The sequence below is a fragment of the Variovorax sp. Soil_C_19 genome (assembly GCF_057657255.1).
This window is the reverse complement of sequence record NZ_JBDGIV010000004.1, coordinates 68,518-80,336: the sequence shown is the minus strand read 5'-3', so window position 1 is coordinate 80,336 and position 11,819 is coordinate 68,518. Positions and strand designations below refer to the sequence as shown.

7 protein-coding genes are annotated in these 11,819 nt (G+C 69.1%); 3 read left to right on the top strand and 4 right to left on the bottom strand.

Annotation, left to right across the window (positions count from 1 at the left end; all coding sequences use genetic code 11):
- Positions 1–119 precede the first annotated feature (119 nt).
- Positions 120–1,388, bottom strand: a complete 1,269-nt coding sequence (urtA, locus tag AC3A6R_RS10125; protein WP_487861523.1) for an urea ABC transporter substrate-binding protein — start codon at positions 1,386–1,388, stop codon at positions 120–122.
- Between the two features lie 245 nt (positions 1,389–1,633).
- Between urtA and AC3A6R_RS10120 the strand changes: the two genes are divergently transcribed.
- The 3 genes from AC3A6R_RS10120 (at position 1,634) to AC3A6R_RS10110 (ending at position 6,852) form a co-directional block, all read left to right on the top strand.
- Positions 1,634–5,026: a hybrid sensor histidine kinase/response regulator gene (locus AC3A6R_RS10120; protein WP_487861524.1), complete on the top strand. Its 3,393-nt coding sequence runs from the start codon at positions 1,634–1,636 to the stop codon at positions 5,024–5,026.
- On the top strand, positions 5,001–5,903 hold the full coding sequence (locus tag AC3A6R_RS10115; RefSeq protein WP_487864389.1) for a response regulator: 903 nt from the start codon (positions 5,001–5,003) through the stop codon (positions 5,901–5,903). Before AC3A6R_RS10120 ends, AC3A6R_RS10115 begins: the two co-directional genes overlap by 26 nt.
- A 103-nt stretch (positions 5,904–6,006) precedes the next feature.
- Positions 6,007–6,852 (top strand): substrate-binding domain-containing protein, encoded by an 846-nt coding sequence (locus tag AC3A6R_RS10110; RefSeq protein WP_487861526.1) that lies wholly within the window; start codon positions 6,007–6,009, stop codon positions 6,850–6,852.
- 3 nt (positions 6,853–6,855) lie between these two features.
- On the opposite strand, the gene AC3A6R_RS10105 is transcribed toward AC3A6R_RS10110, so the two are convergent.
- Genes AC3A6R_RS10105 through AC3A6R_RS10095 form a run of 3 tightly spaced genes read right to left on the bottom strand, consistent with a single transcriptional unit; the run spans position 6,856 to position 11,762 of the window.
- A complete protein-coding gene (locus AC3A6R_RS10105) occupies positions 6,856–9,048 on the bottom strand; it encodes a response regulator (RefSeq protein ID WP_487861527.1) in 2,193 nt (730 codons plus the stop codon).
- Positions 9,041–9,499 (bottom strand): response regulator, encoded by a 459-nt coding sequence (locus tag AC3A6R_RS10100; protein ID WP_487861528.1) that lies wholly within the window; start codon positions 9,497–9,499, stop codon positions 9,041–9,043. Before AC3A6R_RS10100 ends, AC3A6R_RS10105 begins: the two co-directional genes overlap by 8 nt.
- Entirely contained in the window at positions 9,492–11,762 is a 2,271-nt protein-coding gene (locus AC3A6R_RS10095; RefSeq protein ID WP_487861529.1) for an ATP-binding protein, read from the bottom strand. The genes AC3A6R_RS10100 and AC3A6R_RS10095 overlap by 8 nt, the downstream gene beginning before the upstream one ends.
- Positions 11,763–11,819: the final 57 nt, after the last annotated feature.

Below are 11,819 nucleotides of genomic sequence, written 5' to 3'. Positions count from 1 at the left end.
TTGGCTCCTTCCCCCTCTGGGGGAAGGTTGGGATGGGGGCAGACAGAGCGTGACCAGTGGTGGCGCCGCTTGCCCCCACCCCTGCCCTCCCCCCAAGGGGAAGGGAGAAAGGCAAAGACTTACTGGTAGCCCTTCGGGAACGGATCGGGCCTGATCAGCTCGGCCGACTCGGCAACCACCTTGAACGAGCCGTCCGGCAGCCCTTGCCCGATGCGCGCCTTGCTCCACAGGTGGTGGTTCGCGTCGAGCTTCACGTAGCCCTCGGGCGCGGATTTCAGCTCGATGCCCGGCGAACCCGCGACCACCTTGTCGACGTCGAAGCTGCCGGCCTTCTCGACCGCCGCCTTCCACAGCCACGGGCCGAGGTAGCCCGCCTGGGTGACGTCGCCGATCACCGCGTCCTTTCCATACTTGGCCTTGAAGGCCGCGACGAACTTCTTGTTGTTCTCGTTGTCGAGCGACTGAAAGTACTTCATCGACGAATAGAAGCCCGCGAAGTTCTCGCCACCCACGCCGGTCATTTCGTCCTCGGTCACGGCCAGCGTCAACAGGAACTGCTTGTCGCCCGTGATGCCCGCGGCCTTGAGCTGCTTGTAGAACGCGACGTTCGAGCCGCCCACCACCGCCGCGAAGATGCAGTCGGGCTTGGCGACCTTGATCTTGTTGATCAGCGAGTTGAAGTTGGTGTGACCCAGCGGGTAGTACTCCTCGCCCTTGACGGAGCCCTTCTGGAAGTTCTCGATGTGCTTGCGCGCGATCTTCATCGAGGTGCGCGGCCAGATGTAGTCGGAGCCGACCAGGAAGAAGGTCTTGGCCTTCTTCTCCTTGGCGCCCCAGTCCAGGCCCCAGATGATCTGCTGCGTGGCTTCCTGGCCCGTGTAGATCACGTTCTTGCTCTGCTCCAGGCCCTCGTAGAAGGTCGGGTAGTACAAGAGGCCGTTCTCCTTCTCGAACACCGGCAGCACCGCCTTGCGCGAGGCGCTGGTCCAGCAGCCGAACACGGCCGCGACCTTGTCGTTGACCAGCAGCTTCTTCGACTTCTCGGCGAAGGTGGGCCAGTCGGAGGCACCGTCTTCCTTGATGACCTTGATCTTGCGGCCCAGGATGCCGCCCATCGCGTTGATCTGGTCGATCGCAAGCTGCTCGGCCTGGATCGATCCGGTTTCGGAGATCGCCATCGTGCCGGTGGACGAATGCAGCTGGCCCACCGTCACTTCCGTGTCGGTCACCGCGAGCTTGGTGGTGTTGACCTTGGCCGTGGGGAACTGCCCCTGGCCGAAGCTCAGGCCGCTCAGGCCCATCACGGGCAGCGCGGCGGCGCCCTGCAACAAGCGACGGCGGCGCAGTGCCATGGCATCGAGAGAGGAAGGGTCGGAATCACGCGACATCAGGAACTCCAGGCAGGTTGAAAGAAGGGAGAGCCGCGCACCATCGAAGTGCATCGGACGGTGCCGCTAGCACCATGGCTGGTACTTTAGAAATCACTTGCCTCTGCGCGAATACGTCATTCAACGTAGCGGCGGTGCCCCGCCCCACCCGCAGACTCCCGAGCCAGACAACGCAGGAGACCGCAGGGAGCGCTTCTTGCTGTACCTGCCGCATGCCACCGTTGCCGCCGCCGCGAGAACCCGCCATGACATCCGTCTCCGGACAGAAGATCTTCCGCATCCGCCGCGACTACAACGCCTGGGTCGCGAACGAAACGCTGGAGGACTACGCGCTGCGCTACACGCCGCGCAGCTTCCGCAAGTGGTCGGAGTTCCGCGTCGCCAATGCGGCCTTCGGCGCCACCTCGTTCCTGGCGCTGGAGGCCATCGGCGGCGCCATCGCGTTGAGCTACGGTTTTTCGAACGCACTGTGGGCGATCCTGGTGGTGGGGCTCATCACCTTTCTCACGGGTCTGCCCATCTCCTACTACGCCGCACGCCATGGCGTCGACATGGACCTGCTCACACGCGGCGCGGGCTTCGGCTACCTGGGCTCCACGCTCACCTCGCTGATCTACGCGAGCTTCACCTTCATCTTCTTCGCGCTCGAGGCCGCCATCCTCTCGCTGGCGCTGCAGATGTACCTCGACTGGCCGCTGTGGCTGCTGTACCTCGTTTCCTCGATCGTGATCATTCCGCTGGTGGCGCGCGGCATCACGCTCATCTCGGGACTGCAGCTGTGGACGCAGCCGATCTGGATCGTTCTGTTCGTCTGCCCCTTCATCGCGGTGTTGGTGAAGAAGCCCGAGCTGTATGCCGACTTCACCGGGCTCGTAGGCCGCACCTCCGACAGCAGCGACTTCGATCCGCTGATGTTCGGCGCGGCGGCCACGGTGGCTTTCTCGCTCGTGGTGCAGATCGGCGAGCAGGTCGACTACCTGCGCTTTCTGCCCGAGAAGACCGCCGCCAACCGCGGGCGCTGGTGGGCCGCGGTGCTGATCGCCGGGCCGGGCTGGATCGTGCCGGGCATGCTGAAGATGATGGGCGGCGCGTTCCTGGCGTTCCTCGCGCTGCAGCACGAGATTGCGGCCAAGCATGCGATCGAGCCGACGCAGATGTACCTCACGGGCTTTTCGTACGTGCTGCGCGACCCGGCCTGGGTGCTGGGCATCACGGTGCTGTTCGTCGTCGTCTCGCAGATGAAGATCAACCTCACCAATGCCTATGCGGGCTCGCTGGCGTGGTCGAACTTCTTCGCGCGCCTCACGCACAGCCATCCGGGGCGCGTGGTGTGGCTGGTGTTCAACGTGGCCATCGCGATCCTGCTGATGGCGCTGGGCGTGTTCGCCGCGCTGGAGCACGTGCTGGGCTTCTACAGCAACATCGCCATCGCCTGGGTCGGCGCACTGGTGGCCGACCTGGTCATCAACAAGCCGCTGGGCTGGAGCCCGAAGACCATCGAGTTCAAGCGCGCGCACCTGTACGACATCAACCCAGTCGGCCTCGTCGCGATGCTGGTGGCTGCGGCGCTGGCGATGCTGGCCTACTCGGGCGCGCTCGGCCAGTGGGCGCGGGCCTTCTCGCCGTTCATCGCACTCGCCACGGCGATGGCCGTGTCGCCGCTGCTGGCCTGGAAGACACGCGGGCGCTACTACCTGGCGCGTACCGACATCGATCGCTGGACGCCGGGCCAGAGCGTGAAGTGCTCGGTGTGCGACAACAGCTTCGAGTCGGAAGACATGGCCCATTGCCCGGCCTACAGCGCGCCGATCTGCTCGCTGTGCTGCACCTTGGAGTCGCGCTGCCACGATCGCTGCAAGACCGACTCGCGCGCGGCCGAGCAGATGAGCGGCTGGCTGCAGGCGCTGCTGCCGCCGGCGCTGTCGGCGCGGCTCAACTTTCGCGTCGCGCACTACCTGCTGGTCGCCACCTCGCTGGTTGCGCTGCTCGCCACGGTGGTGGGCGTGGTCTACGCACAGGAGGCCATCGCCGGCACCGTCGATCCGGCGATGGCGACGGCCTTTCTCAAGGTCTTCGCGCTGCTCTCGGTGATCGCCGCCGTGGCCGCGTGGTGGGTGGTGCTGGGCAGCGAGAGCCGGCAGATGGCGCAAGAGGAATCGAACCGCCACAACAACCTGCTCGCGCTCGAAATCGAAGCGCACCGCCGCACCGATGCGGCGCTGCAGACCGCCAAGGAAGCCGCCGAGGCCGCCAACCAGGCCAAGACGCGCTACGTGGCGGGCATGACGCACGAGCTGCGCACGCCGCTCAACAGCATCCTGGGTTACTCGCAGATCCTGCTCAAGGGCGGCGAGGCGGCCTTGCCGCCGCGCGAGGCGGTGCAGACCATCCACCGCAGCGGCGAGCACATGCTGGGCCTCATCGACGGCCTGCTCGATCTGGCACGCATCGAGGCAGGGCGGCTGCAACTGGAGCCCTCGGCGCTCGCGCTGCCGGCCTTTCTCGACCAGGTGGTGCAGATGGTGCGGCCGCAGGCCGAGGCCAAGGGCCTCGCGTTCGTCTACACGCATTCCGGGCGGCTGCCGCCGTGGGTGCATGCCGACGTGAAGTGGTTGAGGCAGATTCTCATCAACCTGCTGACCAACGCCGTTCGCTTCACCGACAGCGGCACCGTCACGCTGCATGTCGATGCGCGGCGCGAGGTGCTGCGCTTCGACGTGGTCGACACCGGCATCGGCGTGGCGCCGCAAGACCACCAGCGCATCTTCCTGCCCTTCGAGCGCGGCGCCGCGGGGCGCCGGCGGGGCGAGCCGGGTACCGGGCTGGGCCTGACGATCACCGGGCTGCTCACTTCGCTCATGGGCGGCGAGCTCAAGCTGGCGGCCACCTCGTCGGCGGGCAGCACCTTCAGCGTGCGCGTGTACCTGCGTGAGGTTTCTGACCCCGGCCCGCAGGCCGGCTCGCGCCTGCCGGTGTCGGGCTACCTGGGCGAGCGCCGCACGCTGCTGGTGGTGGACGACCAGCCGGTGCAGCGCCAGATGCTCGCCGGCATGCTCGCGCCGCTGGGCTTCACGGTGCGCGAGGCGGCCAGCGGCACCGAGTGCCTCGACAGCCTGCGCGAAGAGCTGCCCTCGGCCATCCTGCTCGACCTGACGATGGACGACATGGACGGCTGGCAGACCGCGCGCTCGGTGCGAGCCTCGGGCTTCACCGAGCTGCCGATCATCATCGTCTCGGCGAACATGTTCGAGAACCAGGCCGACCGGCTGCGCGCCGCGGGCTGCCAGGCTTTCGTGGGCAAGCCGGTGATCGAGTCGGAACTCATCGCCACGCTGGAGCGGCACCTCGGCCTCGAATGGCTGGCGACGGGCGATGCCATGCCGCCGTCGGCCGACCCCGACACGGCGCCGGCACGCCCGCCCCTGCTCGTGTTCGGCGAAGACGACCGCGCCGATTTGATGCGCCTGGTGCAGATGGGCCATGTGCGCGGCCTGCACACCGCGCTCGATCGGCTGGCCGCGGCCTCGCCCGATGCGGCCGCCACCTGCACCTGGCTGCGCGGCATGGTCACGCGCTTTGAACTCGACACGCTCCGCAACGCACTGGCAGAAGATGCAGACACCCTCGCCTCCTCCTGACACCTTGTCCGAACGCCCCGTCGTGCTGGTGGTCGACGACGCCCCCAGCAGCCTGGGCATGCTGTGCGACACGCTCGAGGCCAGCGGCTACACCGTGCTGGTGGCCGCCGACGGCGAGTCCGCCCTGCAGCGGCTCGAGCTGGTGGTTCCCGACGCGATCTTGCTCGACGGCCTCATGCCCGGCCTCTCGGGTTTCGAGACCTGCCGGCGCATCAAGGCCAATGCGGCGCTCGCGCACATTCCGGTGCTGTTCATGACGGGGCTGTCGGAAACCGCGCACGTCGTCGAAGGCTTCGAGTGCGGCGGCGTCGACTACGTGGTGAAGCCGATCCGCGCGCAGGAAGTGCTGGCGCGCCTGCACACACACACGCGCAACGCCCGCATCACGCGCATGGCGCGCGACGCGGTCGACGTGGCGGGCATGGGCGTGGTGTTCGTCGACACGCGCGGGCGCATCGCCTGGCGCTCGCCGCAGGCCGCGCTGTGGCTGCATGCGCTCGAAGACCCGGTGGCGCCGGGCCGCCTGCCTGCGTCGGTCGAGCCCGCGTTGGCGCCGGGAGCCTCGATCGCCATCGGTACCGCCACGGCCATGCGCCTGTCGGTGCGCAACCTGGGCGCGGCGGCGCTCGGCGAGACCATGCTGCTGTTCGCCATCCAGCGCGAAGGCCCGGCCACGCGCCTGGCCGAAGCAGCCCTCACGCCACGCGAGACCGAGGTGCTGTCGTGGCTCGCCAAGGGCAAGACCAACCGCGACATCGGCGAGATCCTCGGCACCAGCCCGAGAACGGTCAACAAGCACCTCGAGCACATCTTCGAGAAGCTCGGGGTGGAAACCCGCGCGGCCGCCGCGGCGCTTGCAAGCGGACACCTCGCCTGACCGATTGGCAACAACCTCGGTGAATACCCCGAGGCCGGTGAGGGGTGATTGACAGCCTCGCTTCCTAAGATGGGCCGAGCACAACACCTTGGAGACATACGCCATGACGTTTCGCACCCGCCCCGACCCGGCCCCCGTCACCGGGATCAATCGCCTCACCCGCCGCGCCGCCCTGTTTGCCGCGGCCGCCGTGCTGGCCGGCTGCGGCAGCTTCGGCAGCGCGCCGCCGACGGCCGGCGCCGACCTGCACGTGATGACCTCGGGCGGCTTCACGGCGGCCTACAACGAACTGCGCCCGGGCTTCGAACGTGCAAGCGGCCGCACGGTGAAGACGGCCTACGGCGCCTCCATGGGCAATGCCAGCGATTCGATCCCGAGCCGGCTCGCGCGCAACGAGCCCGCCGACGTGGTGATCCTCGCGCGGCCCGCGCTCGACGCGCTGGTGGCGGCGGGCAAGGTGGTGCCCGGCAGCCAGGTCGACCTGGTGCGCTCGTCGATCGGCTTCGCGGTGCGCAAGGGTGCGCCCAAGCCCGACATCGGCTCGGTCGAGGCGCTCAAGCGCACGCTGCTGGCCGCGCCGTCGATCGCCTATTCGGCAAGCGCGAGCGGCACCTACTACGAGACCGAGCTGCTCAAGAAGCTCGGCATCGAGGCCGAGGTCAAGCCCAAGAGCAAGCGCATCCTCAGCGAGCGCGTGGGCACGGTGGTGGCGCGCGGCGATGCGGTGCTCGGGCTGCAGCAGGTGAGCGAGCTGCTGCCGATCGCCGGCATCGACTACATCGGGCCGCTGCCCGCGGAAGTGCAACGCGTCACGGTGTTCTCGGCCGGCATCGCCACGGCCGCGGCGCAACCCGAGGCCGCGCGCCAGCTGATCCGCTACCTGCAGGCGCCCGCGGCGGCGCCCGTCATCGCGAAGACCGGGCTCGAGCCGATCGCCGCGCAGCGATAAGCCCTAACCCGCCTCGATCAGCGCCTTCACGCGGCGTGCGAGCACGTCCATCTCGAAGGGCTTGGTCATCACGTGCATGCCGCGTTCGAGGTGGCCGTGGCTCAGCACCGCGTTCTCGGCATAGCCGGTGATGAACAGCACCTTGAGGCCGGGCCGTGCGCTGCGTGCCGCGTCGGCCACCTGCCGCCCGTTCATGCCGCCGGGCAGGCCCACGTCGGTCACGAGCAGGTCGATGCGCTGGCGCGGCGTCTGCAGGATGCGCAGCGCGCCCGCGCCGTCGCCGGCCTCGAGCGTGGCGTAGCCCAGGCCGCGCATCACCTCGACGATGATCATCCGCAGCGCGGGCTCGTCGTCGACCACGAGCACGGTGTCGCCCTGGTCGGCACGCGGCGCGAGCGTGGCCTCGGCCGGTTCGCTGGCGGCTTCTTCCTGCGCATCGTGGCGCGGCAGGTAGAGGCTCACCGAGGTGCCCTTGCCGACCTCGGAATAGATGCGCACCTGGCCGCCCGACTGCTTCGCGAAGCCATAGATCATCGACAGCCCGAGCCCGGTGCCCATGCCGATCGGCTTGGTCGTGAAGAAAGGGTCGAAGGCCCGCGCCACCACTTCGGGCGCCATGCCCACGCCGTTGTCGCTGACGGTGAGCGACACGTACTGCCCCATCGGCATGTCGCGCTCCTGCGCCGTGCGCAGGTCGACCCAGCGGTTGGCCGTCTCGATCACGAGCTTGCCGCCCTCGGGCATGGCGTCGCGCGCGTTGATGCACAGGTTGAGCAGCGCGTTCTCGAGCTGGCTCGGGTCGGCATGCACGTTCCACAGGCCCACGGCCGCCACCACTTCGAGCGCGATCTGCGGGCCGAGCGTGCGGCGCAGCAGCTCCTCCATGTCGGACACCAGCCGGTTGGCGTTGAGCGGCTTCGGCTCCAGCGTCTGGCGCCGCGAAAACGCGAGCAGCCGGTGCGTGAGCGCGGCCGCGCGCTTGACGGCGCCCTGCGCCACCCCGATGTAGCGCTCCATCTCGGCGCGCTGGCCGTCGAGCCCGCGCCGGCGCATCAGTTCGAGGCTGCCGCTGATGGCTGCGAGCAGGTTGTTGAAGTCGTGCGCGAGCCCGCCCGTGAGCTGGCCCACGGCCTCGAGCTTCTGGCTCTGGCGCAGCTGCTCGCGCGCGGTCTCGAGCTCGGCTGCACGTTCCTCGACCTGCCGCTCGAGCGACTCGGCAAAGGCTTTCAGCTCCATCTGCGCCTCGCGCCGCGCGATGGCCGAACGCACGCGGTCGCCGGTCTCGCGCATGAAGTCGAGCTCGTCGGGCGTCCATTCGCGCACCTGGCCGTGGTTGAGGTACAGCAGCCCGACCAGCCCGCCGCGCTCGGTGAGCGGCATATTGACCACGGCGCGCGCGGTGATCGCGTCGAGTGCGTCGGCGTTGTCGCACGTGCGCGGGTCGGTGCGCGCGTCGGCGAAGGCCACCGTCACGCCGCGCAGCAGGTCCTCGATGTAGGAGCCGTAGTCGCGAAAGCGCAGCAGTCCCGCGAGACTGGCCACGCCGGGGGCGGTCCAGTCGCGGTCGATCTGGATCGTCTCGGCCGCCTTGTCGACCAGGCCGTAGCCGGCACGGTCCACGCCCAGGCGCTGGCCCAGCATGGCCGATGCGAGGTAGGCGATCTCGCCCGGGTCGTCGATGTCGCGGATGCGGTCGCCGAGCTCCATGAGCGCGAGCCTTCGCGACTCGGCCTCGCGGAAGGCCTGGTTCGCCACCTGCAGCCGGAACTCGGCCAGGCGCTTGGCACGGCGGTCGGCCGCTTCCTTCAGTGCGCGGTCGAGCACCAGCGGCAGGCGCGCGAGCCGCCCCTTGCTTACGTAGTCGACCGCGCCGCGGCGCAGCAGTTCGACCGCGTTGTCCTCGCCGATCACGCCCGAGACGAAGATCACCGGCGTCTCGGGCGCCAGGCGGCGCGCGATGTCCAGCGCCTCCTCGCCCGAGAAGCCCGGCAGTTCGTAGTCGGACAGGATGAGCGCGTAGCGGCCCTCGGACAGCGCCGCGGCCAGCCCCTGCTCGTCGCGCACGACATGCGTGCGCGCGGCGGGCAGCGCCTGGGCGAGCGCCTCGGTCAGCAGCTCGACGTCGAAGCGCGAATCCTCGACGATGAGCACGTCGATCGGCCCGCCCTCGCCGCTTGCGACCTCGCGCTCATTCATGTCGGCGCGCGGCCTTCAGCGAGCCGGGCGGCGGCTCGTTGAGCACGGCCCAGAAGATGCCGAGTTCGGCGATCGCCGAGACGAACTGATCGAAGGCCACGGGCTTGACCACATAGGCATTCACGCCGAGTTCGTAGCTGCGCAGCACGTCGGTCTCCTCTTGCGAGGAGGTGAGCATCACCACCGGGATGCTGCGCAGCGCCGCGTCGGCGCGCACCGCCTGCAGCACTTCGAGCCCGGTCACCTTGGGCAGCTTGAGGTCGAGCAGGATCACCGCCGGGTTGCCCTCGCTGCGCTCGGCGTGGTCGCCTTCGCGGCGCAGGTAGTCGAGCGCCTGCGCGCCGTCGCGCAGCACCACCACGTCGTTCGCGAGCTGGCTGCGATCGAGCGCGATGAGGGTGAGTTCCAGGTCTCGCTTGTCGTCCTCGACGAGCAGGATCGGCTTAAGCATGTCCTTCTCCGTTGTCAGGCGGCGTGCCGGCCGCGTTGTCGTTGCCTGGCTCCGCATCGGACAGGACGAAGCCGAAGGTCGCGCCTTCGTTCAACGTTCCCTTGGCCCAGACCCTGCCCCCGTGGCGTTCGACGATTCGCTTCACATTGGCCAGGCCGATGCCCGTGCCCTCGAAATCCTCGGCCTGGTGCAGCCGCTGGAACACGCCGAACAGCTTGTCGACGTATTTCATCTGGAAGCCCACGCCGTTGTCCTCGACCTCGAGGCCGCTGCCCAGATCGCCGCGGATCGCGCGCACCGCGATGCGCTGCGGATCGCGCGTGCGCGAGTACTTGACGGCATTGGCGAGCAAGTTGCGCACCGCCACCTGCAGCAGCAGCGGGTCGGCATGCAGCACGGGCAGCGCGGGGTCGACATTCCATTCGATGCGCCGTGCCGGCTCCAGGCGCGCCAGCTCGCGCACCAGCCCCTCGACCAGCGAGCCGGTGTCGACCGTTCGCCGCTTGAGCGCCGCGCGGCCCATGCGCGAGAAGTCGAGCAGCGCATCGACCATCTGCCCCGCGAACGCGGCCGCGTCCTTGACGTGCCCGAGATAGCGGTGGGCGCGCTCGCTGAGCTGCTTGCCCTCGGTCTGCGCAACCAGGTCGACATAGCCCGCGATGTGCCGCATGGGCGCACGCAGGTCGTGCGACACGGTGTATGAGAAGGCCTCGAGTTCCTTGTTGACGCGCCCCAGCTCGGTGGCCACGGCGGCCAGCTCCTCGGCCCGGCGCAGCACCACGCCGATCAGCGCCTGCCGCAGCTCGACCGCGGCGCCCACCTCGGCCGGCGACCAGGGCGCCGAGCGGCCGCGCACCTCCTCGATCCAGCTCGAGAAGCTCAGCCGGGGGTGGATGCGGCCGCTGCCGGCGCGCTGCTGCGGCTTCTTCGGATCGCCGGCCCACTGGACCGTCTGCACCAGCTCGGGCCGGAACCACAGGATCAGGTGCCGATGCACCTGCGAGATCGAGATCGCGAGCACGCCCGCCGCGAACTCGCGGAACTCGGCTGCCGGCGCAAAGTGCGCCGACAGCGCGCTGTTGTCGTAGACCTCCACGCCGAGCCCCGCGACCCAATCGGCCAGCGCCAGCACCTGCGCGCGCGCCGGCACGTCGCCCACGCTCCAGACCTCGTCGTCCAGCACCACGGCCGCGCCAGTGGCACGCGCCAGGCGAAGCATGAGCGACGACTCGGCGACCAGCCGCTGCAGCGTGGCATCGCTGTCGGCCAGGTGCGAGACGATCTGCAGCGTGGTCTGGCGCAGTTCGAGCCGCTCCGCCACTGCGATGTTGCTTTCCTTCGACTGGATCTGCAGCGATAGCAGCTGGCCCAGGTGTTCGCATGCCAGCCGCGTCCCGGTGTCGAGAAAGCGCGGCTGGTGGTCGTGGCACGAGATCAGGCCCCAGAGCCGGCCGTCGATCACGATCGACACCGACATGGACGCCAGCGTGCCCATGTTGCGCATGTACTCGAGGTGGATCGGCGACACGCTGCGCAGCTGCGCCTGCGACATGTCGAGGTCGGCCGCGGTGAGCGTGGGGTCGGCGGCGCGCAGCGGCACCGGTGTGTAGTTCGCATCCGCGATCAGCCGGAAGCGGTTGACGAGATAGAGCGCGCGCGCCTGCTGCGGAATGTCGGTGGCCGGAAAGCGGTGGCCGGCATAGCTGTCGTAGCCCGGCTCGGCCTCCTCGGCCAGCACCTCGCCGTGGCCCTCGGCATCGAAGCGGTAGATCAGGCAGCGTCCGAAGCTGGTCAGCCGCTTCATCTCGGCCGCGGCCAGCTGCGTGAGCTGCTCCAGCGTCGCGGCCTCTTGCAGCTTCGGCAGGAACACGCGGCCGAGCGTGTAGATCGGCGCATCGTTGCCGGCCGCGGGGCGCGCGGCTTCGAACTCGACGAAGACATGGCGCTCGCTGCAGTGCACTGCCACGTCGAAACGCCCGCCCGCCAGCGTCAGCGCGCCGAGCGACACCGGCATGGCGCCCGGCTCCAGCGCGGGCAATGCGAGGGCGCGCACGGTGTCGCAGGCTGCCTCGGCCTGGCCTTCGGGCCAGTTGTCGCTCCAGGCGAGCAGGCGCAAGTCGCCGGGCGCCAGCACCAGCATGCGGCCGTGCGGCTGGACCGAACCGGGCACCCGGATCGGCTCGAGCTCGCAGGACGAGAGATCGACCTCGGGAGGCCGCAAGGCATGGGAAGGAACGGATGCGGATGCGAGAGGCTGGGGCACGATGGGTGTCAATGGGCGCGAGCCGCGCCGCACGAGGTCTGAGGGGAAATGGGAGCC

Coding starts and splice junctions, on each gene's coding strand:
- urtA (WP_487861523.1), bottom strand. CDS start 1,388: ATGTCGCGTGATTCCGACCCTTCCTCTCTCGATGCCATGGCACTGCGC.
- AC3A6R_RS10120 (WP_487861524.1), top strand. CDS start 1,634: ATGACATCCGTCTCCGGACAGAAGATCTTCCGCATCCGCCGCGACTAC.
- AC3A6R_RS10115 (WP_487864389.1), top strand. CDS start 5,001: ATGCAGACACCCTCGCCTCCTCCTGACACCTTGTCCGAACGCCCCGTC.
- AC3A6R_RS10110 (WP_487861526.1), top strand. CDS start 6,007: ATGACGTTTCGCACCCGCCCCGACCCGGCCCCCGTCACCGGGATCAAT.
- AC3A6R_RS10105 (WP_487861527.1), bottom strand. CDS start 9,048: ATGAATGAGCGCGAGGTCGCAAGCGGCGAGGGCGGGCCGATCGACGTG.
- AC3A6R_RS10100 (WP_487861528.1), bottom strand. CDS start 9,499: ATGCTTAAGCCGATCCTGCTCGTCGAGGACGACAAGCGAGACCTGGAA.